Consider the following 25,954-nt stretch of genomic DNA (forward strand, 5'->3'; position numbering starts at 1 on the left):
TCCGGGCCTCTTGCCGGTCCGACCCGCCCTTGAACCTCGCCTCCGGGGCGCCTACTGTCGCGCCCGATTGTCAGACGAGCGGGCCATGAGCGCGAAACGCACGATTTTCGAAGAGGTGAAGGCGGGGGCCGAGGCGCCCGCCGCGCCGAAAGGCGGCATGATCGATGCCGAAAAGGGCAGGGGGCGCGGGCCGGTCCGGCGCTGGCTGGCGGCGATCTTCCTCTTGGTCGCGGCGATGATCCTGGTGGGCGGCCTCACCCGGCTGACCGACAGCGGGCTCTCGATCACCGAATGGCGCCCGGTGACCGGTGCGCTGCCGCCGATGGGCGAGGCGGCCTGGCAGGCGGAGTTCGACAAATACCGGCAAAGCCCGGAGTTCCAGCTGCAGAACAGCCAGATGACGCTTGAGGGCTTCAAGTCGATCTACTGGTGGGAATGGGGTCACCGGCAGCTTGGCCGGACCATCGGCCTCGTCTGGGCGGTGGGCTTTGTGCTCTTCTGGGCCACGCGGCGGGTGCCCGCGGGCTGGACCCGGCGGCTTCTGGCGCTTGGCGCGCTCGGCGGTCTGCAAGGGGCGATCGGCTGGTGGATGGTCTCCTCGGGGCTTCAGGGCCGGACGGTCGATGTCGCCTCCTACCGGCTCGCCACCCATCTCGGTCTCGCCTTCGTGATCCTTGGCCTCACCGCCTGGTATATCCTGATGCTCGCCCGGCCCGAGGGCTGGCTCCTGCAGGCGCGGCGCTCGCGCGAGGAGCGGCTCTTCCGCCTCGCGACCGGGCTGATGCATGCGGCCTTCCTGCAGGTGCTTCTCGGTGCCCTCGTCGCGGGGATCGACGCGGGCAGGGCCTTTCCGACCTGGCCCCTCATGGGGGAGAGCTTCTTTCCCGCCGATGCCTTCTATGTGCCGGACGGCGGCGCCGGCTGGCGGGCCTTCTTCGAAAACCCGGGCCTTGTGCAGTTCATCCACCGGATCATGGGCTATGTGACCCTTGCCTTCGGTGTTTTCGTCTGGTGGCAGGCGCGGCGTTCCGCCCATCCGCGCACCCGGCAGGCGTTCGACTGGATGGCGGCGGTCCTTTTCGGACAGGTCGTCCTCGGGATCGTCACGGTCCTGCATGCCGCGCCCCTTGCCCTTGGTCTTGCCCATCAGGCGGGCGCGATCCTGCTCTTCACCCTCATCCTGCGCGCCCGCCACCGGGCGCTCTATCCGATCGTCACCTCCATCCGGGATGCCAGATGACCGCCTTTTCCGAACTGATGTCCTTCCAGCGCGAGACCGAGGCGCTTGCCCAGATCGCCGGCCGTCTCGGCTGGGATCAGGAGACGGTGATGCCGCCCGGCGGCGCCGACCAGCGCGGCGAGGAGATGGCGGCAATCGAGAGCGTGCTGCATGCAAGGCGCACCGATCCGCGCCTCGCCGACTGGCTGGCAAAGGCCAGGGCGCCGGACGCGGCGGGCAACCGCGCGCTCGACCTCATCTCGCGCGCCTATCTCAGGACCGCACGGGTGCCCGCGAAACTGGCGGCAGAGATCGCCCGCCAGACTTCGGTCGCCCAGCATGTCTGGGCCGAGGCGCGGGCGAGGGACGACGTGGCGCATTTCCTGCCGACGCTGGAACGGATCGTGGCGCTGATCCGCGAGAAGGGGCAAGCGCTGGCCGATGGCGGCGATGCCTATGACGCGCTGATCGAGGATTATGAGCCGGGCGCGACCGCCGCCGGTCTGGCCGCGATGTTCGCCGCGATGCGCCCGCGCCTTGTGGCCTTGCGCGAGGCGGTCCTGGGCTCCAGCCACCAGCCCCGGCCGCTTGACCACACTTTCCCGAAGGAAGGCCAGCTGGCGCTTGCGCGCGAGGTCGCGGATGCCTTCGCCTATGACTGGTCGCGCGGGCGGCTCGATCTGGCGGTCCATCCCTTCTCGTCGGGGTCCGGCAACGATGTCCGCATCACCACCCGCGTGGCCGAGCGTGACCCGTTCAACTGCCTCTATTCGACGATCCACGAGGTGGGCCACGCCTGCTACGAGCTTGGCATCGACCAGGCGTATCTTCTGACCCCGCTTGGCCAGGGCGTGTCGATGGGGGTCCACGAAAGCCAAAGCCGGATCTACGAAAATCAGCTTGCCCGGTCCCGCGCCTTCACCGGCTGGCTCTTCGGGCGGATGCGTGACCGGTTCGGCGGCTTCGGCATAGACGATCCGGACGCCTTCTATGCGACGGTCAACAAGGTTCACAAAGGCTATATCCGCACCGAAGCCGACGAGGTGCAGTACAACCTTCACATCATGCTGCGCTTCGATCTGGAGCGCGACCTGATCGCCGGGCGCCTTGCCGTCTGCGACCTCGAGGCGGCATGGAACAGCCGCTTCGAGGCCGATTTCGGTTATGCGGTCGACAGGCCGTCGAACGGCATGTTGCAGGATGTTCACTGGTCGGGCGGCCTTTTCGGTTATTTCCCCACCTATTCGCTTGGCAATCTCTATGCGGGCTGCCTGCATCAAGCCTTGCGCGCGGCGGTGCCCGGCCTTGATGCAAGTCTCGCCAAAGGCGATGCTCGCCCCGCGACCGACTGGCTTCTGGCCAATCTCCAGCGCCATGGCGGGCTGCGCACGCCGCGCGAGACGATCGCCCATACCTGCGGGTTCGAGCCGTCGGCCGAACCGCTTCTGGACTATCTCGAAGAGAAATTCCGCGCGATCTACCGGTTGTGAGCGGGGTCAGGACGGCGGTCGGGCTTCTGGCCGTCGGCCAGACCCTGACATATGGCGGGGTCTATTACGCCTTCCCCGCGATCCTGCCGGATCTGGAGGCGGCGACCGGCTGGTCGAAGGCCTCCCTGGCGCTTGGCCCGACGCTGGCGATGCTCCTCATGGCGATCTTCACGCCCCTGACCGGGCGGCTGGTCGACCGCGGTCTCGGCGGCGAGATGCTGGCCTTCCTGCCGGTGCCCGCCGCCTTCGCCATCGCGCTGATGGGCTTTGCCGCAACGCCCGCGCACTGGCTGATCCTGTGGGCAATCGTCGGGATCACCCAGGCCGGGTGCCTCTACGAGACCTGTTTCGCCTTCCTGACCCGCAGGCTCGGGGCAGAGGCGCGTCCCGCCATCGTTCGCGTCACGCTGATCGCGGGCTTTTCCGGCACGCTCTCTTTCCCGCTCGGCCATTGGCTCGCCAATGCCTTCGGGCCGACCGGGGCACTCATTGGATTTGCCAGCCTGATGATCCTCGTTGCCGTCCCGGCGAACCTGTTCGGCGCGCGTATCCTGCGCGCCTCGACCGTGCTTGCGGGCGCCGAGCGTTCGCCCGCGCCGCCCGGCATGGTGCGCATCGCTTTGCGGAACCCCGCCTTCTGGATGATCGGTGCGATCCTCAGCCTCGCCTATCTGAACCACGGGGTCCTGATCACCTATGTTCGAGAGCTCTTTTCCTCGCGCGGGGCGAGCGACGGGATGGTGACGCTTGCCGCCGCGATGATCGGCCCAAGCCAGGTGCTGGGCCGCCTGCTTCTGATGCTGAACGAGGCACGCGTTGCCAACCGGCCCGCCACATTCGCGGCGCTTGGCGGGCTGGTGATGGCGGCGCTGGCGCTGTGGCTTGCAGGGGTCGCGCCGATGGCGATCTTCCTTGTGGCGCTGTCGCAGGGCGCCGGCATCGGCATCATCTCGATCCTGCGCCCGGTGCTCATTGCCGAACATCTTGGCCGCGAGGGATTCGGTGCGATTTCCGGCGCCATAGCCATCGGGCCGATCCTTGCCTCCGCCGCCGGTCCCATGATCGGTGCCTGGCTTCTGGGGGCGGGTGGTCCGGGGCTGGTGATCGCCGCCTGTGCAGGCCTGCCCTTGGCGGCGATCGGCCTTTGGGCTGCGACGCGACCCCGGCCGTTCGGCTAAGCCCAATCCGGCGGGCGCTTTTCGAGGAAGGCGGCAATCCCCTCGTCTGTATCGCGCCAGAGCATGTTCTCGACCATGACCGCGCCCGCATGTTGATAGGCCTCGGCGAGCGGAAGGCCGATCTGATCGTAGAAGGCACGCTTGCCGATCTTGACCGCCGCGGAAAGCTTGCCCGCGATCTTCGCGGCCAGCGCCTCGACCTCAGCACCCAAGGCCCCGGGCGGGACCACCCGGTTCACCAGCCCGACCTCTGCCGCTCGGGCGGCGGGAATGAAATCCCCCGTCGTCAGCATCTCGAACGCCACCTTGCGCGGCACATTTCGGGAAAGCGCCACCATCGGGGTGGAGCAGAAAAGCCCGATATTTACGCCATTGACCCCGAACCGCGTACCCTCGGCGGCGATGGCGAGATCGCAGGAGGCGACGAGCTGGCAGCCCGCGGCGGTGGCGATGCCCTGAACCTCGGCGATTACCGGTTGGGGCAGGGCGGGGATCATCTGCATCACCTCGGCGCAGCGGGCGAAGAGGCTTTCGAAATAGGCGCGTCCCCTGTCGGGCGCCGCCCGGCCTGCCTGCATTTCCTTCAGGTCATGGCCGGCGCAGAAGGCCTTGCCGTTCGCGCGCAGGATCACGACCCGCGCGGTCCTGTCGGTCATCAGCGCCTGGAACTCTGCCTTCAGCGCCGCAAGCATCGCGTCCGACAAGGCATTCAGGCTGCCCGGTGCGTTCAGGGTCAGGATGGCAACCGGCCCGTCGTTCCGGCGCAAAAGGATCGGTTCGCTCATCTTGTCATTTCCACCGGTTCGGGAAAGTCTGGCTTAGGGAACTCTAGGGCCAGACGCGCGGGGAGGGAAGATGCCGACGATTGCCGAGACCGTGATGAGCGAGGCCGACCTTGCCGCCTTCATCGAGCGCGAGTTCCCGCAGGTGCGCGGCGATTTTGCGGTCGAGCGGTTGACGCAGGACGGGGTCGTCATCCGTCTGAAGGTGGGCGAGCGGCATTTGCGGCCGGGCGGAACCATCTCGGGGCCGTCGATCTTCGGGCTGGCCGATGTTGCGGTCTATCTCGCACTTCTCGCCCGGATCGGGCCGGTGGCGCTCGCGGTGACCACCAGTGCAAGCGTCGATTTCCTCAGAAAACCCGAAGCCGGGCGCGATCTGATCGCCGAGGCGCGGCTTTTGAAGCTGGGGCGGGTGCTTGTCGTTGGCGATGTGCTGATCCGGTCGGAGGGCAGCGAGGCGCCGGTCGCGCGGGCGTCGATGACCTATTCGATCCCGCCCGAACGCCCGCAAGCGTTGCCCTCGGCCTGAAGGCGACCGAAATCTTGAAAGATTTCGCACCGGAACCTTTGAAAGGTTCCGACCCGGATTTCGCGCCGAAATCCGGCTGGCCTGCCCCCTCAGGTCACGAACCCGTCGCCGCCGCAGGTTGCGCAGCGCGTGGTCTTGGTGCCGAAACAGCCGCCGCAGCGTTCGAACTTGGCCCTGCCGTATACGTCGGTGCCCATCAGCACCTGGCCCTTGCCGGCGCAGATCCGGCAGGGCGCGCGCCCGAAACCATGGCAGCGGTTGCAGCGCCGCTTGACGGGTTGGGTCTTGTCGCTCTTGGATCCGGTGGGCGGCATGCGCGATCGGTCGGGCTGGTGGACATCTGTAGGGAAGGAGACCACAAGCCTGGCCTTCTGTCACGCCTTGGGCGCCTGCACGGACCATTCGTCCGGCCCTGATGTGGCTCCTGCGCATCGTGGAAATTGGGGTAAAATAATACCTATTTTTTAATGCATTGAAATTGCTATATTAAATAAAGGAGCGCGCCCTTGACCGGCGGGCAGAGATCGGGGAAAAGCCCCCATCCGAATTCCGGGCGGCCTCGCAGCCGCCTGAAAGATCCCGAACTCGAAGGGCTGACAATGAAGACCTATACCGCAAAACCGGCGGAGATCGAGAAGAAGTGGATCCTGATCGATGCCGAAGGCGTCGTTCTGGGCCGCCTCGCGACGATCGTCGCCAACCGTCTGCGTGGCAAGCACAAGGCCACCTTCACCCCCCATATGGACATGGGTGACAATGTCATCGTCATCAACGCCGACAAGGTGCAGATGACCGGCAACAAGCGTGCCGACAAGCGCTACTACTGGCACACCGGCTATCCGGGCGGCATCAAGTTCCGCACCGCCGAGCAGGTGCTGGAAGGCAACCATCCCGAGCGCGTGGTGACTAAGGCCGTCGAGCGGATGATCACCCGCAACCGCCTTGGCCGCCAGCAGATGACCCACCTGCGTGTCTACGCCGGTGCCGCCCATCCGCACGAGGCGCAGAACCCCGAAGTCCTCGACGTCAAGTCGATGAACCCGAAGAACACCCGGAGCGCATGAAGATGGCCGACGAAATCAAGTCCCTCGACGATCTGAAAGCCGCCGTCTCGACCGCCGCGCCCGCCGCCGCCGAAGCCGCGCCCCGCGCGCCGCAGCGCGACAAGCTCGGCCGCTCCTATGCCACCGGCAAGCGCAAGGACGCGGTCGCCCGCGTCTGGATCAAGCCGGGCTCCGGCAAGGTCATGGTCAACGGCAAGGACATCAACAGCTACTTCGCGCGTCCCGTGCTGCAGATGATCCTGCGCCAGCCCTTCCAGATCACCAATGTGGAAGGCCAGTTCGACGTCTATGCGACCGTCGCGGGCGGCGGTCTTTCGGGCCAGGCCGGTGCGGTCAAGCACGGCATCTCGAAAGCGCTGCAGCTTTATGAACCCTCGCTTCGCGGCGCGCTGAAGGCGGCAGGCTTCCTGACCCGCGACAGCCGCGTCGTCGAGCGGAAGAAGTACGGCAAGGCCAAGGCCCGCCGCAGCTTCCAGTTCTCGAAGCGCTGATCCGGTCTTTCGGACCTCAGGACAGACGGCCGCAAGCGATTGCGGCCGTTTCCTTTTGCGCGGGTCAGCCCGGAAAGATCTGCGCCTTCATGAAGGTCACCGCCCTGCCGCTCAGGATCACGCGGTCCTGCGTGACACGCACGCCGATCTCGCCGCCGCGGCGGGAGGCCTGAAAGGCGGTCAGGTCGTTGCGCCCCAGCCGCTCCGCCCAGAAGGGCGCGAGGCTGGCGTGGGTCGATCCGGTGACCGGGTCTTCGTCGATGCCGCCGCCGGGGCAGAAATAGCGCGAGGTGAAATCGACCGGTTCGCCCGTCTGCGTCGTGCCGCCCGCCGCGGTGATGCAAAGACCAGTCTCGCCCGTTTCTGCGATCACCTGCAGGGGCGGCTGAAAGGCAGAGACCGCCTCGGGGCTTTCGATCTCGACGAACCAGTTCTCGAAGTTCCGTACCGCGCGCCGCCAGCCGCCTGGGAAGATGCGCCGGAAAAGCTCTGGCGGTTCGGCGGGCGCAGGGTCGAGGCGGGGCAGATCGAGCGCATAGCGTCCGTCGGGCAGGCGCGAGACGGTCAGCGCGCCGACCTTCTGCGTTGCGAATCGCATCGCGCCCTCGGCGCCGTATGCAGAGGCAAGGACATGCGCGGCGGCGAGCGTCGCATGGCCGCAGAAGGCCGCCTCGTGGCTGGGGGTGAACCAGCGGATATCGTAGGCGCCATCGCGCCCGACCACGAACGCCGTCTCGGACAAAGCATTCTCGGCGGCGATGGCCTGCATCAGGCGCACCTCCAACGGCCGGTCGAGGATCAGGACGGCGGCGGGATTGCCCGTAAAGGGGCGGCTTGCGAAGGCGTCGACCTGATACATTGTGAAGCTTTGCATGAGACCTCGCGGGCGCAGTCGGGCAAAAAAAGGCCGGGCAGGGCCCGGCCGAGGAAGAGGCTTTCGCTCTGGGGTTAGCGAAGCCTGTGGGGCGGGCCGACGGTCAGTCTCTCCAGAAGGGCCTGATGCCCTCGTCATGGGCGCGGTGGGCGTCGAGGCCAATATCGCGCAGCAGATGATCGTCGAGCACCAGAAGGGCGCGGCGGCTTTGGCGGCGGGTGCGCCAGAGGGTGACAATCGCCTTTGCCGTTGCAACGAGGCCGGTCTGCCGGCCGGAAGCGATCGGGCGGAGGGCTTGTTTGCTGAGGCTGGTCATGTCATCACCTATTGTATTGATACAAATCTGTCATATCGACATTGAAACACTACAATTCCGTGCTACAATGTGCCAGAGAAACATTGTGACCATGACAATCAGGGATCGTGATGAGCAAGATCTGGCGTCCAGACCTGACACAATTCGACGGGCCGAAGTACCTGGCACTGTGCCATGCGCTGCGCGATGCGGTGCGCTCGGGCGCGCTGCCCGAAGGCGCGCGCCTGCCGCCGGTGCGTGAACTGGCCTGGGCCTTGTCGATCACGCCCGGCACGGTGGCCCGGGCCTATCAGATCGTCACGCAGGAGGGGCTTTTGGAGGCGACGGTCGGGCGCGGCACCTTCGTCGCCGCGCGCGCGCCGCGCCTCGGCCCCACCCAGCCGATCTTTGAGGAGATCGAGGCCGAACGGTTGGGATTGAGCGCGAGCAACCTGATCGACCTGCGCTCTCCCCAGTTGCCCGAAGTCGGGCAGACAGCGGCTATTTCGGCGATCCTGGTGCAGATTGCCGGGCAGATGGGGCAGGATCATCTGGAATACCCCTCATTGCGCCGCGACGTTCCCTTGCGCATGGCCTATGCCGACTGGCTGGGCGATCAGGCACTGGGGCCCTTCACCGAGGAAGAGATTGCGCTGACGCTCGGCGGGCAGAACGCGCTTGGCATCACCCTGCAATGCTGCCTCAGGGGTGAACGGCCCCATATCTATTGCGAGGAACTGGCCTATGCCGGTTTCCGCCGCGCGGCGCGCCTGAACCGGGCCGAGGTCGTCCCCGTCACGCTGGACGAAGAGGGGATGGTGCCCGAGGCGCTGGACGCCGCCTGCCGCCGTTATGGCGGGCGCATTGTATGTATCACTCCCGAGGCGCAGAACCCGACGACCGCCCGGATGAGCCTGGCGCGACGGGCAGAGATCGTGCGTGTGGCCCGCCGCCACGACCTGCAGATCGTCGAGGATAATTGCTATTCGGTCGCTTCCGCCAGCGGCCCGGCCCTGCGCGCGCTTGCCCCGGAGCGGACCTGGCATATCACCAGCCTGTCGAAAAGCGTCTCGGCCGGTCTGCGCTTCGGCGCGGTCATCTGCCCGACGGGCTTGGGCGAGGCGGCGCGTCTGGCCGCCCAGCACAGCTATTTCGGGCTGCCGCGCCCGGTCTCCGACATCGCCTATGCGCTTTTCCGGTCGGGCGAGGCCGCGCGGCTTCGCGACCGTGTCCAGGCCACGTTCGCGCGCAGGCAAGAGATCGCGGTGAATCTGCTCGGACGCCATGAACTGCGCTGGCAACCCGGCCTCAGCTTTCTGTGGCTGCCGATGCCGCGGGGCTGGCGCGCCTCGACCTTCGCGCGCGAGGCGGAGGCGAACGGCATCCTGATCCGGTCGGCCGACGAATATGCGCTGGTGGATGGTCGGGCCCCGAATGCGGTGAGAATCGCGCTTGCGGGCGCGATAGCGGAAGCCGATTTTACTGCGGCCATCACCCGCCTGGCGCAGCTTCTCGACAGTCCGCCTGACGATCTTCCTGTCTGAAGTCTTTGAAATCGCACGGGAAACCCGGCTCTCTCGAAGCTTCGAAATAAAATGATCAAATTTTTTGCCTCGCGTTCCTGCCTGTGCTAAGACGCTTCCCACATCGCGCGACCTGTGCGATCAAGGGGAGAGAATGTCGGCCGTGAACGGCCGCCGCCCGCAGGGATGGGGATATGGAACAACGATCAAACTGGGGGCGCCTGACCCGCTCGCCCGCCTTCAACGGCTATGCGCTGATCAGCCCGACGGCGCTTTATGCACTGCTGCTTCTGGCCGCACCGCTTGCCACCGTCGTCTATCTGTCGTTCCAGACCGACGGCTCCGGCGTGCGCGAAGTCATCCATCAGTTCACGCTGAAGAACTATATCGAGGCCTGGACCGATCCGATCTACCGGGCGATCATGCTGCGCTCGCTTTTCGTCTCGTTCATGGTGACGCTCGCGACCGTGGTGCTGGCTTTCCCGGTCGCCTATTTCGTCTCGTTCCATGTGGCGCCGAACAGGAAATCGCTCTGGCTCTTCCTCATCACCATCCCGTTCTGGACCTCGTACCTCGTGCGGGTGTTCCTGTGGAAAGTGATCCTTGGCTATAACGGCGTGGTCAATTCGGGGCTGAAGTCGATCGGCCTGATCGACGATCCGCTGACCTGGATCAACGTCAATGTCGGCGCGATCGTCGTCACGCTTGCGCATGCCTACGCGCCCTTCGCGATCCTGCCAATCTTCGTGGCGCTGGAAAAGATCGACCGTTCCCTGCTGGAGGCAGGCCGCGATCTGGGCGAAAGCGCCTTGATGACCTTCTGGCGCGTGACGCTGCCGCTCGCGGTTCCGGGCGTCGTGGGCGCGGTCCTGATCGTCTTCATCCCGACGGTGGGCGATTACGTAACGCCCGACATCATCGGCGGCGGCAAGATCCCCCTGATTGCCAACGTCATCCAGAAACAGCTCCTCGCCATCGACAACATGCCGCTTGGCTCAGCCGTCGCCGTCTCGGCCATGCTGATCGTCGGCGTGATCTCGGCCGTCTTCGTTCTGGCGAACGCGCGCTTCCTGAGGGTGAAGAAATGAAATCGCAAGGTAACGGTCTGAGGCTCTACGCCATCCTCTATCTCGCGTTCCTTTACGCGCCGATCTTCCTTCTGCCGATTTTTTCTTTCAATGACGGCACGATCATCGCCTTCCCGCTGAAAGGCTTCACTACCAAATGGTTTGCCCTGATGGCCGAGAAGGGGCAGCTGCATCAGGCGGTGATCAATTCGCTGATCGTGGCGGGCTCGACGGCGATCCTTGCCACCACGCTCGCGATCTTCGCCGCCCGCGCCTCGACGCGGTTCGAATTCAGGGGCAAGGGCGCGATCATGGCCATGATCATGCTGCCGCTCGTCCTGCCCGAGATCATCGTCGCCATGGCGATCCTGGTGATCCTCTTGCAGATGGGCGTTGGCCTCGGCCTCACCACGATCATCCTCGGCCATACGCTGATCTGCACGCCCTTCGCGATCGCCATCCTGTCGGCGGCCTTCCAGAGCCTCGACAAATCACTGGAAGAGGCGGCCTACGACCTCGGCGAAGGCAAGTTCTCCACCTTCCGGCTGATCATCCTGCCTCTGGTGCTTCCTGGCATCATCTCGTCCCTTCTGATCTCCTTCACGATCTCGATGGACGAATTCATCTTGGCCGCCTTCATTGGCGGCACCTCGCCGACGCTGCCGGTCTATATCTACTCGCAGCTTCGTTTCCCCAAGGAAATCCCGGTGATCATGGCCGTCGCGACCTGTCTCGTGGCCGTGTCCATCGTGCTTCTCATCATCGCTGAATATTTCCGCCGCCGTGGTGTCGCCAAGACCGGTGGCAAGGATTCCGGAGGCTTCCTGTGAGCAAAGACGCTATGATCCACCTGCAAGATGTCCAGAAATACTACGGCGATTATCATGCGCTGAGGGGCATCAACTGCGACATCAAGGCGGGCGAGTTCTTCTCGCTTCTCGGGCCGTCGGGCTGTGGCAAGACCACGCTCCTGCGCACGATCGCCGGGTTCGAGGATATCACCTCGGGCGTCGTGATGATCGACGGCAAGCATATGGAGGGCGTGCCCGCCAACAAGCGGCCGACCAACATGGTGTTTCAGTCCTATGCGATCTTCCCGCATCTGACGGTCGAGCAGAACGTGGGCTTCGGCCTGCGCCGCGATCCGCGCCCCAAGGCCGAAAAGGACAGGGCGGTGGCCGAGGCGCTGGAAATGGTCGGCCTCAAGGGCTTCGGGGCGCGCGCGGCGCATGCGCTCTCGGGCGGCCAGCGCCAGCGCGTGGCGCTTGCCCGCGCGCTGATCCTCAAGCCGAAGGTCCTGCTCCTCGACGAGCCGCTCTCGGCGCTCGACAAGAAGATGCGCGAGAACATGCAGGTCGAACTGATCAGGCTGCAGCGTCAGGTGGGCATCACCTTCATCCTGGTGACGCACGACCAGGAAGAGGCGCTCGTCATGTCCGACCGGATCGCGGTGATGTTCGAGGGCGAGATCGCCCAGCTCGCCGATCCCGAGACGCTCTACCGCCTGCCCAATTCGCGCCGGGTGGCGGATTTCATCGGCCATATGAACTTCCTGCCCGCGAAGGTCGCGGGCGAAGCGAACGGCGAGATTGACGTGGATGTGCAGGGCCTCGGCCGTTGCCATATCTCGGCCCGGCAGGCGCCGGGCGGCAACCGCGGCGAGGAACCGTCGGTGGGCTTCCGGCCCGAGACGCTGACCCTTCTCTATGATGGCCAGACCGCGACGGACCGCGAGGCGACCGGACTGATCGAGGAAGTCGTCTATTACGGCGACATGACCTATTACGACGTCAAGCTTGATGGCGTCGACGCGCCCGCGCGACTGTCGATGCGCAACGTGCCCGGTCGCCCGGTGCTCGACCGCGGCGCGAAGGCCCGCGTTGCCTGGAGCCCCTCGGCACTGGTGCTGTTCCGCTAGAAACTTCAATGCCTCCGGCGGAGGTATTTGGGCCAAGATGAATCATGTGCTTTCATCTTGGCATAAATACCTCGGGGGGCGAGGGGGGCAGCGCCCCCCTTCTTTCTTGCTGCCATTGACGCCATCGGGCCGCTCTGGCATCCCCGCTTTGATCAAAGGGGAAAGTGATGAACCTGTTTTCCGATATCCGTGCGCTGGTGATCGAGAGCCTCGCGGCGCTGACTGCCGAAGGTGCGTTGCCCGCCGGTCTGGATTTCACGGCCGTCGCGGTCGAGCCGCCACGCGATGCGGCGCATGGCGACATGGCGACCAATGCCGCGATGGTGCTGGCGAAGCCTGCGGCGCTTCAGCCCCGCGCGATCGCCGAGGCGCTCGCGGTGAAGCTTGCCGCCGATCCGCGCGTGACGCTGGCCGAGGTTGCGGGCCCGGGTTTCCTGAACCTGCGACTCGCACCCACCGTCTGGCAGGGGCTGGTGCGCAAGGTTCTGCAGTCGGGAAAGGATTATGGCCGGTCCGACCTGGGGCGCGGCGCCCGGGTGAATGTCGAATTCGTCTCGGCCAACCCCACGGGGCCGATGCATGTGGGCCATGTCAGGGGCGCGGTCTTCGGCGATGCGCTCGCCTCGCTTCTGGCCTTCGCGGGCCACGAGGTCACGCGGGAATATTACATCAACGACGGCGGCGCGCAGGTCGATGTGCTGGCGCGCTCGGCCTATGAGCGCTATCGCGAGGCGCATGGGCTGGAGCCGGAAATCCGTGAAGGGCTTTATCCGGGCGACTATCTCATCCCGGTCGGCGAGGCGCTGAAGGAAAAGTACGGCGATACGCTTCTCGACAAGGGCGAGCAATATTGGCTGGCCGACGTCCGTGAATTCGCGACCGAACGGATGATGGCGATGATCCGCGAGGATCTGGCCTCGCTGGGCGTGAAGATGGACGTCTATTCCTCGGAAAAGGCGCTTTACGGCACCGGCAAGATCGAAAGTGCGATCCAGACTTTGCGCGACATGGGCCTGATCTACGAGGGCGTGCTCGAGCCGCCGAAGGGCAAGCTGCCCGAGGACTGGGAAGAGCGCGAACAGACCCTCTTCCGCTCGACCGCGCATGGCGACGATGTCGACCGGCCGGTGCAGAAGTCGGACGGAAGCTGGACCTATTTCGCCCCCGACATCGCCTATCACTACGACAAGGTCACGCGCGGCTTCGATCAGCTGATCGACGTCCTCGGCGCCGACCATGGCGGCTATGTGAAGCGGCTGAAGGCCGTGGTGTCCGCGCTGTCGAATGGCCGCGTGCCGCTGGAAGTGAAGCTCATCCAGCTGGTGAAGCTCTACAAGAACGGCGAGCCCTTCAAGATGTCGAAGCGGGCGGGGACGTTCGTGACGCTGCGCGATGTCGTCGAACAGGCAGGCGCCGATGTGACGCGTTTCGTGATGCTCACCCGCAAGAACGACGCGCCCTTGGATTTCGATTTCGACAAGGTTCTGGAACAGTCGAAGGACAATCCGGTCTTCTATGTCCAATATGCCCATGCGCGCGTGTCGTCGGTCCTGCGCAAGGCCGCCGAGGCCGGGATCGCGGCCGACGATGCGACGCTGATCGCGGCCGATCTGTCGCTGAACGGCCACGAGGCGGAACTGGCGCTGGCGAAGAAAATGGCCGAATGGCCGCGTCTTGTGGAGATCGCCGCCAAGGGACAGGAGCCGCATCGCGTGGCCTTCTATCTTTATGAACTCGCGTCCGAGCTGCATTCGCTGTGGAACCGCGGCAATGACGATACGTCGCTCCGCTTCGTGCAGGAGGGCGATGCCGCGCTCAGCCAGTCGAAAATCGCGCTGGCGCGGGCGGCGGGCGTTGTCATTTCGGCGGGTCTTGCTATCTTGGGCGTCAAGCCGGTCGAGGAAATGCGCTGATCACATGGCGCCCGCCGGCGGAGCAGGGCGGTTCCGTTGCGGCGGGGCGCGCCGGATGACAGGACGGCGATGACGGTCTGGCAGGAAGACGAGGTCTATCCCGAGGTGCCCGAGGCCTATGGCGCGGCTGCGGCCGTACCGGGCCGCGCGGGGGCATGGGCGCGGGCGGTGGGCGGGCTGGTTTCCGTCGCGCTGATCGCCGGTGTGGTCGTCTGGGGCTACAAGCTTGCGCAACGCCAGATCCATGGCGTGCCCCTGATCGCCGCGCCCGAAGGACCGGCGCGGGTGGCGCCGGACAATCCGGGCGGCGAACTTGCCGACCATCAGGGACTTGCCGTGAATATGATCGCCGCCGAAGGCGAGGCGGAGGCCGCGGCCGACCTTCTGGTGCTCGCGCCGCGCGCGGCCACGCTGAGCGACGAAGATACCGCGTCGGATGCGCTGCAGGTCACTGCCGGCTCGCCGCTTGCGCCGCTCGCCGCTATGCCCGGGCCGAATATCGGTACTGTCCGGCCGAGCCCCTCGCTCGAAGCGGCCACGGCGGCGCCCGAGGGATTGAAACTTCCGCTGCCCGAGGAGGCGGCCGAGCCGCTCGACGCGCCGGAACTGGAGATGGTCGAGGCCGGATCGGTCGAGGTCGCCTCGATCGAGGCGGCGCTGATGGAAGCCAATGCTTTCGAGCCGCTGGAGGAGGTTGCGTCCGAGGCGATCGACGCGTCGGTGCCGGGCGTTTCCACCTCTCTCATCCCGGTCGCGAAGCCTGCGGGGCTTATGCCGATGCGGCCCGAGGTTGTGCTTGTCTCCGCCGCCGCCGACCGCCCGGTCGAGGATGTCGCCCCCGCCGCTATCGCTGTGGGGACGACGCTTGCCCAGATCGGCGACTATCCGTCCGAGGCCGAGGCAAAGGCCGCCTGGACCGCCGAGGTTGCGCGGTTCGGCGCGCTCTTCACCGGCAAGGCGCGGGTGATCGAACCGGCGACACGCGGGCAGGAGACCTTCTACCGGCTGCGTGTCATGGGCTTTGCCGATCGGGACGAGGCGCGCCGTTTCTGTGCCGCGCTGAACGCCGACGGTCGCTGCGTCGCTGTCACCGTGCGCTGATGGCCGCCGCTCCGCTTGCCGTGATCTTCGGTTGCGAGGGGCCGGTGCTTGGCGCCGCCGAGGCCGCCTTTTTTCGCGAGACCGATCCCCTTGGCTTCATCCTTTTCGCCCGCAATGTGGAAGACCCCGAGCAGCTGCGCCGCCTGACGGGTGACCTGCGCGCCACGGTAGGTCGCGATGCGCCGGTGCTGGTCGATCAGGAGGGCGGGCGGGTCCAGCGGCTGCGCGCGCCGCACTGGCGCGAATGGCTGCCGCCACTCGATCAGGTCGAGCAGTCCGACCCCGAGCGCATGGAACGCGGCATCTGGATACGCTACCGGCTGATCGCCGAGGAACTGCGTGCGGTCGGGATCGACGCCGATTGCGCGCCCTCGGGCGATATCGCCTGGCCCGAGACCCATCCGTTCCTGAAGAACCGCTGTTTCGGCTATGACGCGGACACGGTCGCCCGGGCCGCTCGGGCGGCCGCCGACGGCCTTCTCGCTGGCGGCGTCCTTCCGGTAATGAAGCATATGCCGGGCCATGGCCGAACCGTGGTGGACAGCCACCACGACCTGCCGGTCGCCGCCGCGCCTGTGGACGAGTTGACGCGGACCGACTTCGCGCCCTTCCGGGCGCTTGCCGACCTGCCGATGGGCATGACCGCCCATATCATGGTGCCGGCCTGCGACCCCGACCACCCCTCGACCCAGTCGCCGCGCATGGTCCGCGTCATCCGCGAGGATATCGGTTTTCGGGGTCTTCTTCTCAGCGACGATCTGAACATGGAAGCGCTGACGGGTACGCTTGCCGACCGAACGAGCGCGGCCCTCGCCGCGGGCTGCGACGTCGCGCTGCATTGCAAGGGCGACATGGCGCAGATGATCGAGGTCGCCGGTGCCGCCCGCCCGCTGGACGCGGGCGGACCGGCGCGCGCCAAGGCGGCGCTCGCCCGCCGCGCGACGCCCGACCCCATTGACGAAAGTGCGCTCATGGCCGAACTTCGGACGATCCTCGCCCCGACCGGAAGCTGACGCACGCATGTCCGACCCGAGCCTCTTTCAGGAAGACCCCGTGTCGGTCGGCGAGCGGCTGGCGGCCGAGGCACTGATCGTCGATGTCGACGGGTTCGAGGGACCGCTCGACCTTCTTCTGACACTCTCGCGCACCCAGAAAGTCGATCTGCGCCGGATTTCTGTCCTGCAGCTGGCCGAGCAGTACTTGGCCTTCGTCGACAAGGCCAAGGCGCTCAGGATCGAATTGGCCGCGGATTATCTCGTGATGGCGGCCTGGCTCGCCTTCCTGAAGTCGCGCCTTCTCCTGCCGCCCGACCCGAACGAGGACGGCCCGACCGGAGAGGAACTGGCCGCCCACCTGGCCTTCCAGCTGGAACGGCTGGGTGCCATGCGCGAAGCCGCCGCCCGGCTTATGGCCCGCGACCAGTTGGGGCGCGATTTCTTCGCGCGCGGCCTGACCGAGGATGTCACCCGCGTCCGCCGCACCCAGTATAGCGCGACGCTTCTCGACCTGATGCAGGCCTATGCCCGCATCCGCACCCGCGACGAGTTCCGCCCCTTCGCCTTCGACCGCACCCATGTCTTCACCATGGAACAGGCGCTTGACCGGATGCGGGGGCTCATTGGTTATGCGGGCGACTGGACCGATCTCATGGGCTATCTGCCCGACGGCTGGGCGCATGATCCCCTCCGCCGCCGCTCCGCCACCGCCGCGACCTTTGCGGCGTCACTGGAACTCGCCAAGCAGGGGCAGATCGAGTTAAGACAGGCCGAGACCTTCGCGCCCATCACCCTTCGCCGGAAAAGCCATTGACCGACGCCGCCACACCAGACCGCCAGAAAGAAGCGCCCGAGGAACAGAGCCTCTTCGAGGCGCCGCCGATTGCCGAACAGGAACGGATGGTCGAGGCGATCCTCTTTGCCACCGCCGAGCCGGTGACGGTCGCCGACCTCGCGCAGCGCATGCCGCATGGCTGCGATCCGGCCGAGGCCCTGGTTCACCTGAGAAAGCGCTATGAGGGCAGGGGTGTGAATGTCGCCCGCGTGGGCGATGCCTGGGCGATCCGCACCGCGCCCGACCTTGGGTTCCTCATGCAGAAGGAAGTGGTCGAGACGCGGAAACTGTCGCGGGCTGCGATCGAGACCCTGGCGATCATCGCCTATCACCAGCCCGCCACCCGCGCCGAGATCGAGGAAATCCGCGGCGTCGCCGTCAGCCGGGGCACGATCGACCAGCTTCTGGAACTGGACTGGATCCGCCTTGGCCGCCGCCGGATGACGCCGGGCCGCCCGGTGACCTTCGTCGTCACGCCGCGTTTCCTCGATCATTTCGGCCTTGAATCCGCCCGCGACCTGCCGGGGCTGAAGGAATTGCGCGCGGCGGGGCTTCTCGACAACCGGCCGATGCCCGGCACGACCTCTCTTGGCGAGGAAGACGAGGGCGAGATGGCGGGCCAGACCGAACTGTTTGAGGACTGATAAATGGACCGCGCGATAGGCATGCTGATCCGGGCGACGATGAACACGGTCCTTCGTCATCTGCCGCGTTGGCTCGCCCGGCGCGGCGGCGATGAGACGAGCGCGGAGGGCCGTGCCCGCATCCGCACCAACGAACGCGACATGGCCAAGAAGATGCGTATGGTCCGCAGGCTGACGCGCTGGCTGCGCTGATCCCCGGCTGGCCCCGACCGCGCCCTTGTCCGGCACCGCCTGCTCCTGTATCAGGCGCAGCGGACGGCTGAGAGGACGAAGATGCGCGCGGAAACCCAGAACATCGTGGAAGCGATCCGGAAGTCGCTGACGCTTCTCGGCCAGCGCATGGATTGGGAAACCGCCCCCCACCGGCTGGAAGAATTCAACGCGATGATCGAGGATGGCAACCTCTGGTCCGACCCTGCGCGCGCCCAGAAGCTGATGCGCGACCGGCAGATGCTGATGGACAAGGTCGAGACCTATCGCAAGATCGACCGCGAGCTGACCGACAATGTCGAACTGATCGAACTGGGCGAGATGGAGGGCGATCAGGAAATCGTTTCCGAGGCCGAGAAAAGCCTGAAAGAGCTGCGTGAATTTTCCGCGGCGAAGGAACTTGAGGCTTTGCTGGATGGCGAGGCCGACGGCAATGACACGTTCCTCGAGATCAACGCGGGCGCTGGCGGCACGGAAAGCTGTGACTGGGCCTCGATGCTTGCGCGCATGTATGTGCGTTGGGCGGAAAAGAAGGGTTACAAGGTCGAGATGCAGTCCGAGACGGCAGGCGAGGAGGCGGGCATCCGCTCGGTCTCCTACAAGGTGTCCGGGCCGAACGCCTATGGCTGGCTGAAATCGGAATCGGGCGTCCATCGCCTTGTCCGCATCTCGCCCTACGACAGTGCGGCGCGGCGGCATACGTCCTTCTCTTCGGTCTGGGTTTATCCGGTGGTTGACGAGAATATCGAGATCAACATTCCCGACAGCGATATCCGCATCGACACCTATCGTTCGTCGGGTGCGGGCGGACAGCACGTCAACACCACCGACTCGGCGGTCAGGATCACCCACCTGCCCACCAATATCGTCGTGACCTCCTCGATGAAGTCCCAGCACCAGAACCGCGAGATTGCGATGAACGCGCTCAGATCAAGGCTCTATCAGCTGGAACTGGACAAGCGGAACGCCGCGATCACGGCGGCGCACGAGAACAAGGGCGATGCGGGCTGGGGCAACCAGATCCGGTCTTACGTGCTGCAGCCCTACCAGATGGTGAAGGACCTGCGCACCGGGCACGAGACGTCGGACACCCAGGGCGTGCTCGACGGCGATCTCGACGGGTTCATGGCGGCGACGCTGGCCATGGATGTCGCGGGCAAGAGCCGGGCCGAGGCGCAGGGCGAGGAATAGGGCGGAGAAGGGCGAGGGGCGCTGCCCCTCGCGCTCCCCGGAGTATTTGGTCAAAGAAGAAGATGCTTGTGTTTCTTCTTTGACCAAATACTCCCGCCGGAGGCGTCCCACCTTCACGCTTCGCCCGCGCTGAAGGTCTTGCGAACGCCCGTTGCAGCGGCCTCGGCGATGCCATGGATGATCCGCTCGATCTTCACACCTTCGCTGAAGTCCGGCCAGGCGGTTGCATCGCCCGCGATGGTCTGGATCAGCCCGGCGGCCTCGATCACCTTCAGATCGTTGAAGCCGATCTGGTGGCCGGGGGCAGGGGTGAAGGCGCCGAAGGGCGGATGGGCCGGGCCGGTCAGGAGGGTGCGGAAGCCCGCCTCTGACGCCTCGCCCTCATTCACATAAAGCTTCAGCTCGTTCATCCGTTCCTGGGCGAAGGCGATCATGCCTTTCGTGCCATGCACCTCGAAATCCAACCGGTTCTTTCTTCCCCACGCCGAGCGCGACGTGCAAAGCGAGCCCTGCGCGCCGGAGGCGAAGCGCAGGATGGCGGTCGCCGTATCCTCGTTTTCCACCGCCGCCCGGCCCCCGCCGGGCAGGGGACGGGTCTGGTGGATGATCTGGGCGTCGGCGATCAGGCTGTCGACCGGGCCCATGAGGAGGAGCATCATCGAGACGAGATGGCAGCCGAGATCGCCAAGGGCGCCAAGGCCCGCATCGGCCTTGCGGGCGCGCCAGGTCCATTCGAGGGTCGGGTCGGCCTGATAATCCTCGTCGACCCAGCCGCGGAAATGCACCGGGCGGCCGATCCGGCCCGCCTTCACCAGCCACACGGCATGCTGGACGGCGGGGTTGCGGATGTAATTGTAGCCCAGAAGCGTGGCGCGGCCGGCCTTGCGCGCGGCATCGGCCATCGCCTCGGCATCGGCAAGGGTGAGCGCCATGGGCTTTTCGCACCAGACATGCTTGCCGGCCTGCAGCGCGGCGACGGCGATCTCGCGATGCAGGCCGTTCGGGGTCGTGATCGAAACCACATCGACGGCCGGGTCGGTGACAAGCGCCCGCCAGTCGCCGGTCGCGCGGGCAAAGCCGAACTGGCGGGCCATCGCCTGCGCCTTGTCGGAAGGCGTGTCGCACAGAAGCTCCAGCTGCACGGGCGGCAGGTCGCCCATCACCCGGCCAGCATTGGCCCAGGCGATCGCGTGGCTCTTGCCCATGAAGCCGGTGCCGATCAGGCCGACGCCGATTGCGCCCGTCATGTTGCCTCTCCCTTAAGCCAGTCGCGGAAGGCCTCGACGACCTCGGGCTCGCTGTCCACCAGATGCTGGGGCGCGGGATAGAGCCCGTCATGCACCTCCGCCGCGAAGCGCCGCATCGCGTCGGTCCGGATCGCCTGCAGCCGGTCCTGTTCGGCGGCGAGGTTTGCGTAGAGCTTTGCATGGCGCGGCACATGGCCCCGGTTCTGGCCGAGCACATCGTCGGCAAAGAGATATTGCGCATGGCCCGCCGAACCCGCCCCCATCGAGATGAGGAAGAGCGAGGTCTTTTCGGCGATGGCCCGCGTGATCGCATGGGGCACCACCTCGATCTCGGCGGCGAAGGCGCCTGCCTCCTCCAGCGCGCGGACCTGGCGCCACACCATTTGCGCGGTCTCGAACGTCTTGCCCACGGCCCGGAAACCGCCGGTCCAGGTGCGTTTCGACGGGATGAGGCCGACATGGCCGCAGACCGCTATTCCATGATCGGCAAGCGCGCGGACCGTGGCAAGCGAGCCCGAGCAATAGACTGCATCCGCCCCGTGTTTCATCAGCGGGAAAGCCCATTTCAGGAAATCCTCCGTTCCGCCGATCTCGAAATAGTTCTCACCGGGGAAGGCGAAAGCGTTCGGCGCTGCCTCACGGAATCGGCGGTCGAAGATCATCGCGGGCGGGACGGACAGAAGTTCAAGCCCCGCCTCGGCGGCGGCCGCCGCCTCTTCAAGCGTTTCGACGCGCAGCATCGCATATTGGTGCTTGCCGCGCTGGCCGAGCAGGTCATGGACGGTGGGCGGGGCCATCACGACACCTTGATCTGGACGCGGCCGCCTTCGACCCTTGTCGGGTATGTGGCGAGGTTGACGCAGACCGGCGCGCGTTTCGCTTCGCCGGTGCGGTAGTCGAACTGGCCGTTGTGCTTGGGGCATTCGATCACATGATCCATCACCAGCCCTTCGGCGAGATGCACCTGTTCATGGGTGCAAAGCCCGTCGGTGCAGAAGAATTCGCCATCCGGGCTGTGGTAGATGGCATAGGTGCGGCCCGCGTGATCGAAGCGGATCACATCCTCCTCGTCGATCTCGTCGGTGGCGCAGGCGTCGATCCAGTCGGTCATCTTGTCCTCATTCAGCGGGCTGGCCCGAGGCCAGGTGAAGCTCTTCCCGGTAGGGCCGGGCTGTGGCGGGCAGGGCACGCTTGAGGAACAGCTCCTCGCCGCGCAACTGGCGCATCAGGACGGGCAGCATCTCGCGGTAGCCCGCCCAGATAGAGGGCGTGGGCACGGGCAGGTCGCCCCTGATGCGTTCGTGCAGGTCCGGCAGCCGGTGATAGGGCACCATCGGGAACATGTGATGTTCGATATGATAGTTCATGTTCCAGTAGATGAAGCGGCTGATCGGGTTCATGTAGACGGTGCGGCTGTTCAGCCGGTGGTCGATGACATTGTCGGCCAAGCCGCCATGCTGCAGCAGGCCGGTCATCACATGATGCCAGGCGCCGTACAGGCGGGGCAGTCCGATGACCATCAGCGGCAGGATCGAGCCCGTCCAGAGCGCAAGCGCAATGGTGGCGGCGTAGATGAGGACCCAGACACGGGCCACGGCCACGACCTTCGGCCGGTCGCTTTCGGGGATGAAGGTCGCCTCCTCGGGGGCGAGCCGGCCCGAGGCGTTCAGCAGCATGCGGCGCCAGCCCGCCCAGGCATCGGCGAGACCGAAGAAGTTCGACAGGAGCCTGAGTGCGGCGGGCGGGCGCATCACCGCGATTTCGGGGTCGCGGCCGACAATGATCGTGTCGGTGTGGTGGCGGGCATGGCTCCAGCGCCAGGTCACCGGATTGCGGACGATCATGAAGCTTGCAATGTGATAGACGGCGTTGTTCATCCACGCCGTGCGGAAGGCCGTGCCGTGACCGCATTCATGCCAGCGAGAATCGGAGGCAGAGCCGTACAGAACGCCGTAGGCGAGCCAGAAGGGCGCCGACCACAGGCTGGGCCAGAGCCAGGTGCCGAGGCCCGCAAACAGGATCATCGCGCCGTAAAGAACTGCCGTGTCGCGGATCGCAGGCCCATCCTCGCGCGCCATGAGCGCCTTCATCTCCTTGCGCGGAATATCGGAATGATACCAGTCGGCGGCGGCCAGCCCCGCCGCCACCGCGCGTTCGGCATCCGGGCCGATCAGGCTGTAGTTTCTCATGGCGCTCCCCCGGCCGTTCGAGTCGCGGGAAGGATAGGGGCAGTCGGGACAGTCGCCTATTGCCGGGCTTGTCATTACATCAAAAGCCGTCAAACTATGATGTGGATTGTGATGTAAAACTTGCAGGGCGACATGGCGAAGCGACCGACGATACAGGATCTGGCGGCCGCCTCGGGGGTCAGCGCGGCGACCGTGGACCGGGTGCTGAACGGCCGCCTGAAAGTGCGCGAGGAAACCGCGCGCCGTGTCTATGAGGCCGCCCGCGCCATCGGCTATCACGCCGCGCCGCTTCTGGCACAGCGATTGCAGCCCGACCTGCCGCGGGTGCGCTTCGGCTTTGTGCTGCACAAGGAACGGCAGGCCTTCTATCAGGCCTTTCATCAACAGATCCAGAAGGCGGTCGAACAGGCGACCGGCGTCAGGGGCGAGGTGATCATCCAATATGCCGCCTCGCAGGCGCCGGGCGATTTCGCGAAGCTGATGGCGGGGATGAAGGGCCGCGCGGACGTGGTCGGCGCGACGGCGGTCACGCATCACGAGGTAACGGCGGCGGTCGAGGAACTGACGCAAGCAGGCATTCCCTGTTTCGCGCTTCTGAACGATTTCGCGCAAGGCGTGCGACAGAACTATGTGGGCTTGAACAATCTGAGGGTTGGCCGCATCGCCGCCTCGATGCTGGCGACGGCGGTGCACCGGCCGGGAAAGCTGGCGGTTTTCGTCGGGGGGTATCGCTGGCACGGGCACGAACTGCGCGAGACCGGCTTTCGCAGCTATATCCGCGAGCTGGCGCCGCAATTCACCATCCTCGACACTCTGGTGAACCTCGAAACGCGGCAACTGACCTACGAGGCGACGCTCGACCTTCTGGGCCGCCATCCCGACCTGAGCGGCATCTATCTGGCGGGCGGCGGCATGGAGGGCGCGATTGCCGCGCTGCGCGAGGCGCGGGCACCAGGCGAGGTGGCGCTGGTGGTCAATGAGCTGACACCGGAATCGCGCAGCGCGCTGCAGGATCGCTATGTGGCGATGGTGATCTCGACTCCGCTGGAGAAGCTCTGCCGGGAGATCGTCGCGCTCATGATTCAGGCGGTCCAGAATGGCAGCACGGGCATCCCCGGCCAGCATTTCCTGCAGCCCGAACTTTATATTCCCGAGTCGGTATGATGACTTGATTGCATCATTGTCTGGCGTCATTTCACGTCATACATGATGTGAAATACCTCCCCAGCGGTTGACCCGACTCACGCCGCGGGCACAGGGTCTGCGCGGCGAGGGCGGCTTCACACTGCGGCAAGAGGGGGCGGCGATGGTCCAGTTTGCGATCAATCACATGACGGTGGCGCGGATGGGCTTCGAGGGCCTTCTGACGCTGGCTCGCGATCTTGGGCTGGCCGGGGTCGAGCTGCGCAACGATCTGCCGGGACCGTTGTTCGACGGGCTTGGACCCGAAGAGGCGGGGGCGCGGATCAGGGGCGCGGGCCTGAGGCTTCTGGCGCTGGCCGAGGTCAAGCGCTTCAACGATTGGTCGCCTGACAAGGCGGGCGAGGCGCTTTCGTTGATCCGCATCGCGAAGGCCGCCGGGGCCGAGGCGGTCAGCCTCATTCCCCGCAACGACAATCAGGGCATGGGCAACGGCGAGCGGCAGGCGAACCTGCGGCTCGCGCTGCGCGAGCTGAAACCGATGCTCGAGGACCATGACCTGATCGGCATGGTCGAACCTCTGGGCTTTCCGATCTGCGCTTTGCGCCACAAGGCCGAGGCGGTGGAGGCGATCGAAGCGCTTGGCGCCACGGGCCGCTTTCGGCTGGTGCATGACACGTTCCACCATTTCCTTGCAGGTGGCGGGCCGATCTACCCGGACCATACCGGGATCATCCATATCTCCGGCGTCACCGCGCCTGCGGTCGCGGCGGAAGAGATGCAGGATGCCCACCGGGTGCTGATCGACGGGCACGACCGGCTGGGCAATGTCGAACAGATCGCGGCCTTCGAGGCGGCGGGCTGGCGCGGGCCGGTCTCGTTCGAGGCATTCGCAACCGAGGTTCATGCGCTGGCCGACCCGGGCGCGGCGCTTCACGCATCCATGAAATTCATCGGTCAGGCGTTGGCGCAAATTGCCGCCTGACCGGCGAGTGACGGGCCCCGCAGAGGGCCTTCCGGTGCAGATTTCATATCAGGGCGTGCCGGACGCCGCTATGGGAGGAAGAAGATGAGAAAAACCATTCTGATTGCCGGGTTCGCGACGTTGATGGGGACGACGGCCATGGCCGAAACGGTCGGCGTTTCTATGGCGCTCTTTGACGACAACTTCCTGACGGTCCTCAGGAACGGCATCCAGAAATACGCCGACGAACAGGGCGTGACGGTGCAGATCGAGGATGCGCAGAACGACGTAGCCAAGCAGCTTGACCAGATCAACAATTTCATCGCCTCGGGCGTGAATGCGATCATCGTCAACCCGGTCGATACGTCGGCCACGCAGGCCATGTCCGATGCGGCGGCGGCGGCGGGCGTGCCGCTCGTCTATGTGAACCGCCAGCCGATCAACCTCGACTCGCTTCCCGACAACCAGGCCTTCGTCGCCTCGAACGAGGTGGATTCGGGGACGCTCGAAACCATCGCGCTCTGCGACAACTGGGCAGCCGAGGGCAAGTCCGAGGTCAATGTCTATGTCATGCAGGGCGAACTGTCGAACCAGGCGGCCGTCCAGCGGACCCAGGACATCTATGATGTGATCGAGGCGGGCAAGTGCAAGGTGAAGGTCAATGTCATCGACCAGCAGACCGCCAACTGGAGCCGCGATCAGGCGCAGAACCTGATGACCAACTGGCTGTCGACCGGCACGGCGTTCGACGGCGTGATCGCCAACAACGACGAGATGGCGATCGGCGCCATTCAGGCGATGAAGGCGGCGGGGATCGACATGGCCGCGGTTCAGGTCGGCGGTGTCGATGCGACGCAGGATGCGCTGGCCGCCATGCAGGCCGGCGATCTCGACGTGACCGTGTTCCAGAACGCCGCGGCGCAAGGGTCGGGTTCGCTCAACGCCGCCGTGGCTCTCGCCAAGGGCGAGGCGGTCGATCAGACGGTGTGGGTGCCCTTCGAACTGGTGACCCCGGCAAATGTCGCCGACTATCTGAGCAAGAACTGATCCGGGTGTCCGGAACGGGCGGGGCGGCCGGTCGGCCGCCCTTTCCCC

Annotated in this window: 28 protein-coding genes; 20 read left to right on the top strand and 8 right to left on the bottom strand. The window is 65.8% G+C overall.

Going from position 1 to position 25,954, the window contains the following annotated elements:
* Positions 1–85: 85 nt before the first annotated feature.
* From ctaA to P0645_RS01905, 3 genes are read left to right on the top strand one after another with little or no spacing between them, the layout of a single operon-like run.
* Complete coding sequence (ctaA, locus tag P0645_RS01895; RefSeq protein WP_284162858.1) at positions 86–1,240, top strand: heme A synthase; 1,155 nt, start codon at positions 86–88, stop codon at positions 1,238–1,240.
* Entirely contained in the window at positions 1,237–2,709 is a 1,473-nt protein-coding gene (locus P0645_RS01900; protein WP_284162859.1) for a carboxypeptidase M32, read from the top strand. Before ctaA ends, P0645_RS01900 begins: the two co-directional genes overlap by 4 nt.
* Complete coding sequence (locus P0645_RS01905; protein WP_284162860.1) at positions 2,706–3,887, top strand: MFS transporter; 1,182 nt, start codon at positions 2,706–2,708, stop codon at positions 3,885–3,887. Before P0645_RS01900 ends, P0645_RS01905 begins: the two co-directional genes overlap by 4 nt.
* Here the strand turns inward: P0645_RS01905 and P0645_RS01910 are convergent.
* Positions 3,884–4,672, bottom strand: coding sequence for an enoyl-CoA hydratase (locus tag P0645_RS01910; protein WP_284162861.1), 789 nt, complete (start codon positions 4,670–4,672; stop codon positions 3,884–3,886). The genes P0645_RS01905 and P0645_RS01910 overlap by 4 nt on opposite strands.
* 70 nt (positions 4,673–4,742) lie before the next feature.
* Between P0645_RS01910 and P0645_RS01915 the strand changes: the two genes are divergently transcribed.
* On the top strand, positions 4,743–5,198 hold the full coding sequence (locus P0645_RS01915) for a PaaI family thioesterase (protein ID WP_284162862.1): 456 nt from the start codon (positions 4,743–4,745) through the stop codon (positions 5,196–5,198).
* A gap of 89 nt (positions 5,199–5,287) precedes the next feature.
* On the opposite strand, the gene P0645_RS01920 is transcribed toward P0645_RS01915, so the two are convergent.
* Positions 5,288–5,512 carry a hypothetical protein gene (locus tag P0645_RS01920; RefSeq protein WP_284162863.1) on the bottom strand — a complete coding sequence of 75 codons (225 nt, stop codon included), beginning with the start codon at positions 5,510–5,512 and terminating at the stop codon, positions 5,288–5,290.
* Positions 5,513–5,797: 285 nt separating this feature from the next.
* On the opposite strand from P0645_RS01920, the gene rplM reads away from it, so the two are divergent.
* Together rplM and rpsI are read left to right on the top strand one after the other, a co-directional pair.
* Entirely contained in the window at positions 5,798–6,262 is a 465-nt protein-coding gene (gene rplM / locus P0645_RS01925; RefSeq protein WP_284162864.1) for a 50S ribosomal protein L13, read from the top strand.
* Positions 6,263–6,264: 2 nt separating this feature from the next.
* Positions 6,265–6,753 carry a 30S ribosomal protein S9 gene (gene rpsI, locus P0645_RS01930; RefSeq protein WP_267634619.1) on the top strand — a complete coding sequence of 163 codons (489 nt, stop codon included), beginning with the start codon at positions 6,265–6,267 and terminating at the stop codon, positions 6,751–6,753.
* Positions 6,754–6,817: 64 nt separating this feature from the next.
* On the opposite strand, the gene P0645_RS01935 is transcribed toward rpsI, so the two are convergent.
* On the bottom strand, positions 6,818–7,627 hold the full coding sequence (locus tag P0645_RS01935) for a PhzF family phenazine biosynthesis protein (RefSeq protein ID WP_284162865.1): 810 nt from the start codon (positions 7,625–7,627) through the stop codon (positions 6,818–6,820).
* Positions 7,628–7,730: 103 nt separating this feature from the next.
* Entirely contained in the window at positions 7,731–7,943 is a 213-nt protein-coding gene (locus P0645_RS01940; protein WP_284162866.1) for a DUF1127 domain-containing protein, read from the bottom strand.
* A 110-nt stretch (positions 7,944–8,053) separates the two neighbouring features.
* Between P0645_RS01940 and P0645_RS01945 the strand changes: the two genes are divergently transcribed.
* The 11 genes from P0645_RS01945 to prfB all read left to right on the top strand — a co-directional run bounded on the left by P0645_RS01945 (position 8,054) and on the right by prfB (position 19,319).
* Positions 8,054–9,466: an aminotransferase-like domain-containing protein gene (locus P0645_RS01945; RefSeq protein WP_284162867.1), complete on the top strand. Its 1,413-nt coding sequence runs from the start codon at positions 8,054–8,056 to the stop codon at positions 9,464–9,466.
* A 173-nt stretch (positions 9,467–9,639) separates the two neighbouring features.
* Positions 9,640–10,533 carry an ABC transporter permease gene (locus P0645_RS01950; protein ID WP_284162868.1) on the top strand — a complete coding sequence of 298 codons (894 nt, stop codon included), beginning with the start codon at positions 9,640–9,642 and terminating at the stop codon, positions 10,531–10,533.
* The gene (locus P0645_RS01955; protein WP_284162869.1) at positions 10,530–11,342 is read left to right on the top strand and encodes an ABC transporter permease; all 813 of its coding nucleotides are present in this window, start codon (positions 10,530–10,532) and stop codon (positions 11,340–11,342) included. Before P0645_RS01950 ends, P0645_RS01955 begins: the two co-directional genes overlap by 4 nt.
* 11 nt (positions 11,343–11,353) lie before the next feature.
* Complete coding sequence (locus tag P0645_RS01960; protein WP_284163360.1) at positions 11,354–12,430, top strand: ABC transporter ATP-binding protein; 1,077 nt, start codon at positions 11,354–11,356, stop codon at positions 12,428–12,430.
* Between the two features lie 167 nt (positions 12,431–12,597).
* Entirely contained in the window at positions 12,598–14,343 is a 1,746-nt protein-coding gene (gene argS / locus P0645_RS01965) for an arginine--tRNA ligase (RefSeq protein ID WP_284162870.1), read from the top strand.
* Between the two features lie 69 nt (positions 14,344–14,412).
* A complete protein-coding gene (locus tag P0645_RS01970; RefSeq protein WP_284162871.1) occupies positions 14,413–15,444 on the top strand; it encodes an SPOR domain-containing protein in 1,032 nt (343 codons plus the stop codon).
* Positions 15,441–16,457 carry a glycoside hydrolase family 3 N-terminal domain-containing protein gene (locus tag P0645_RS01975; protein ID WP_502854205.1) on the top strand — a complete coding sequence of 339 codons (1,017 nt, stop codon included), beginning with the start codon at positions 15,441–15,443 and terminating at the stop codon, positions 16,455–16,457. The genes P0645_RS01970 and P0645_RS01975 overlap by 4 nt, the downstream gene beginning before the upstream one ends.
* A 7-nt stretch (positions 16,458–16,464) precedes the next feature.
* Complete coding sequence (locus P0645_RS01980; protein ID WP_284162873.1) at positions 16,465–17,253, top strand: segregation and condensation protein A; 789 nt, start codon at positions 16,465–16,467, stop codon at positions 17,251–17,253.
* An 86-nt stretch (positions 17,254–17,339) separates the two neighbouring features.
* A complete protein-coding gene (gene scpB / locus P0645_RS01985) occupies positions 17,340–17,918 on the top strand; it encodes an SMC-Scp complex subunit ScpB (RefSeq protein ID WP_284163361.1) in 579 nt (192 codons plus the stop codon).
* A 3-nt stretch (positions 17,919–17,921) separates the two neighbouring features.
* Complete coding sequence (locus P0645_RS01990; protein WP_284162874.1) at positions 17,922–18,110, top strand: hypothetical protein; 189 nt, start codon at positions 17,922–17,924, stop codon at positions 18,108–18,110.
* 81 nt (positions 18,111–18,191) lie between these two features.
* A complete protein-coding gene (prfB, locus tag P0645_RS01995; RefSeq protein WP_284162875.1) occupies positions 18,192–19,319 on the top strand; it encodes a peptide chain release factor 2 in 1,128 nt (375 codons plus the stop codon).
* Between the two features lie 113 nt (positions 19,320–19,432).
* Here prfB and P0645_RS02000 read toward each other — a convergent pair whose 3' ends face one another.
* From P0645_RS02000 to P0645_RS02015, 4 genes are read right to left on the bottom strand one after another with little or no spacing between them, the layout of a single operon-like run.
* Complete coding sequence (locus P0645_RS02000) at positions 19,433–20,566, bottom strand: Gfo/Idh/MocA family protein (RefSeq protein ID WP_284162876.1); 1,134 nt, start codon at positions 20,564–20,566, stop codon at positions 19,433–19,435.
* On the bottom strand, positions 20,563–21,363 hold the full coding sequence (locus P0645_RS02005) for a 3-methyl-2-oxobutanoate hydroxymethyltransferase (protein WP_284162877.1): 801 nt from the start codon (positions 21,361–21,363) through the stop codon (positions 20,563–20,565). The genes P0645_RS02000 and P0645_RS02005 overlap by 4 nt, the downstream gene beginning before the upstream one ends.
* Entirely contained in the window at positions 21,363–21,677 is a 315-nt protein-coding gene (locus P0645_RS02010) for a MocE family 2Fe-2S type ferredoxin (protein ID WP_284162878.1), read from the bottom strand. Before P0645_RS02010 ends, P0645_RS02005 begins: the two co-directional genes overlap by 1 nt.
* 7 nt (positions 21,678–21,684) lie before the next feature.
* Positions 21,685–22,755, bottom strand: a complete 1,071-nt coding sequence (locus P0645_RS02015) for a fatty acid desaturase family protein (RefSeq protein ID WP_284162879.1) — start codon at positions 22,753–22,755, stop codon at positions 21,685–21,687.
* A 132-nt stretch (positions 22,756–22,887) separates the two neighbouring features.
* Here P0645_RS02015 and P0645_RS02020 point away from each other — a divergent pair, with 132 nt between their 5' ends.
* The 3 genes from P0645_RS02020 to P0645_RS02030 all read left to right on the top strand — a co-directional run bounded on the left by P0645_RS02020 (position 22,888) and on the right by P0645_RS02030 (position 25,906).
* Complete coding sequence (locus tag P0645_RS02020) at positions 22,888–23,919, top strand: LacI family DNA-binding transcriptional regulator (RefSeq protein WP_284162880.1); 1,032 nt, start codon at positions 22,888–22,890, stop codon at positions 23,917–23,919.
* 142 nt (positions 23,920–24,061) lie between these two features.
* On the top strand, positions 24,062–24,880 hold the full coding sequence (locus tag P0645_RS02025) for a TIM barrel protein (protein ID WP_284162881.1): 819 nt from the start codon (positions 24,062–24,064) through the stop codon (positions 24,878–24,880).
* Between the two features lie 84 nt (positions 24,881–24,964).
* The gene (locus P0645_RS02030; RefSeq protein ID WP_284162882.1) at positions 24,965–25,906 is read left to right on the top strand and encodes a sugar ABC transporter substrate-binding protein; all 942 of its coding nucleotides are present in this window, start codon (positions 24,965–24,967) and stop codon (positions 25,904–25,906) included.
* Positions 25,907–25,954 lie beyond the last annotated feature (48 nt).

Origin of the sequence: Frigidibacter sp. SD6-1 (assembly GCF_030143255.1) — a bacterium.
GTDB lineage: Bacteria > Pseudomonadota > Alphaproteobacteria > Rhodobacterales > Rhodobacteraceae > TMP-24.

Bases quoted from the DNA above. Each gene is read 5' to 3' on its own strand.
- P0645_RS01980 (WP_284162873.1), top strand. From the start codon at position 16,465: ATGTCCGACCCGAGCCTCTTTCAGGAAGACCCCGTGTCGGTCGGCGAG.
- P0645_RS01970 (WP_284162871.1), top strand. From the start codon at position 14,413: ATGACGGTCTGGCAGGAAGACGAGGTCTATCCCGAGGTGCCCGAGGCC.
- P0645_RS02005 (WP_284162877.1), bottom strand. From the start codon at position 21,363: ATGGCCCCGCCCACCGTCCATGACCTGCTCGGCCAGCGCGGCAAGCAC.
- P0645_RS02030 (WP_284162882.1), top strand. From the start codon at position 24,965: ATGAGAAAAACCATTCTGATTGCCGGGTTCGCGACGTTGATGGGGACG.
- P0645_RS01915 (WP_284162862.1), top strand. From the start codon at position 4,743: ATGCCGACGATTGCCGAGACCGTGATGAGCGAGGCCGACCTTGCCGCC.
- rplM (WP_284162864.1), top strand. From the start codon at position 5,798: ATGAAGACCTATACCGCAAAACCGGCGGAGATCGAGAAGAAGTGGATC.
- P0645_RS01935 (WP_284162865.1), bottom strand. From the start codon at position 7,627: ATGCAAAGCTTCACAATGTATCAGGTCGACGCCTTCGCAAGCCGCCCC.
- P0645_RS01945 (WP_284162867.1), top strand. From the start codon at position 8,054: ATGAGCAAGATCTGGCGTCCAGACCTGACACAATTCGACGGGCCGAAG.
- ctaA (WP_284162858.1), top strand. From the start codon at position 86: ATGAGCGCGAAACGCACGATTTTCGAAGAGGTGAAGGCGGGGGCCGAG.
- rpsI (WP_267634619.1), top strand. From the start codon at position 6,265: ATGGCCGACGAAATCAAGTCCCTCGACGATCTGAAAGCCGCCGTCTCG.
- P0645_RS02010 (WP_284162878.1), bottom strand. From the start codon at position 21,677: ATGACCGACTGGATCGACGCCTGCGCCACCGACGAGATCGACGAGGAG.
- P0645_RS01920 (WP_284162863.1), bottom strand. From the start codon at position 5,512: ATGCCGCCCACCGGATCCAAGAGCGACAAGACCCAACCCGTCAAGCGG.
- P0645_RS01960 (WP_284163360.1), top strand. From the start codon at position 11,354: ATGATCCACCTGCAAGATGTCCAGAAATACTACGGCGATTATCATGCG.
- P0645_RS01940 (WP_284162866.1), bottom strand. From the start codon at position 7,943: ATGACCAGCCTCAGCAAACAAGCCCTCCGCCCGATCGCTTCCGGCCGG.
- P0645_RS02025 (WP_284162881.1), top strand. From the start codon at position 24,062: ATGGTCCAGTTTGCGATCAATCACATGACGGTGGCGCGGATGGGCTTC.
- P0645_RS01950 (WP_284162868.1), top strand. From the start codon at position 9,640: ATGGAACAACGATCAAACTGGGGGCGCCTGACCCGCTCGCCCGCCTTC.
- P0645_RS01910 (WP_284162861.1), bottom strand. From the start codon at position 4,672: ATGAGCGAACCGATCCTTTTGCGCCGGAACGACGGGCCGGTTGCCATC.
- scpB (WP_284163361.1), top strand. From the start codon at position 17,340: ATGGTCGAGGCGATCCTCTTTGCCACCGCCGAGCCGGTGACGGTCGCC.
- prfB (WP_284162875.1), top strand. From the start codon at position 18,192: ATGCGCGCGGAAACCCAGAACATCGTGGAAGCGATCCGGAAGTCGCTG.
- argS (WP_284162870.1), top strand. From the start codon at position 12,598: ATGAACCTGTTTTCCGATATCCGTGCGCTGGTGATCGAGAGCCTCGCG.
- P0645_RS01900 (WP_284162859.1), top strand. From the start codon at position 1,237: ATGACCGCCTTTTCCGAACTGATGTCCTTCCAGCGCGAGACCGAGGCG.
- P0645_RS02000 (WP_284162876.1), bottom strand. From the start codon at position 20,566: ATGACGGGCGCAATCGGCGTCGGCCTGATCGGCACCGGCTTCATGGGC.
- P0645_RS01990 (WP_284162874.1), top strand. From the start codon at position 17,922: ATGGACCGCGCGATAGGCATGCTGATCCGGGCGACGATGAACACGGTC.
- P0645_RS01955 (WP_284162869.1), top strand. From the start codon at position 10,530: ATGAAATCGCAAGGTAACGGTCTGAGGCTCTACGCCATCCTCTATCTC.
- P0645_RS02015 (WP_284162879.1), bottom strand. From the start codon at position 22,755: ATGAGAAACTACAGCCTGATCGGCCCGGATGCCGAACGCGCGGTGGCG.
- P0645_RS02020 (WP_284162880.1), top strand. From the start codon at position 22,888: ATGGCGAAGCGACCGACGATACAGGATCTGGCGGCCGCCTCGGGGGTC.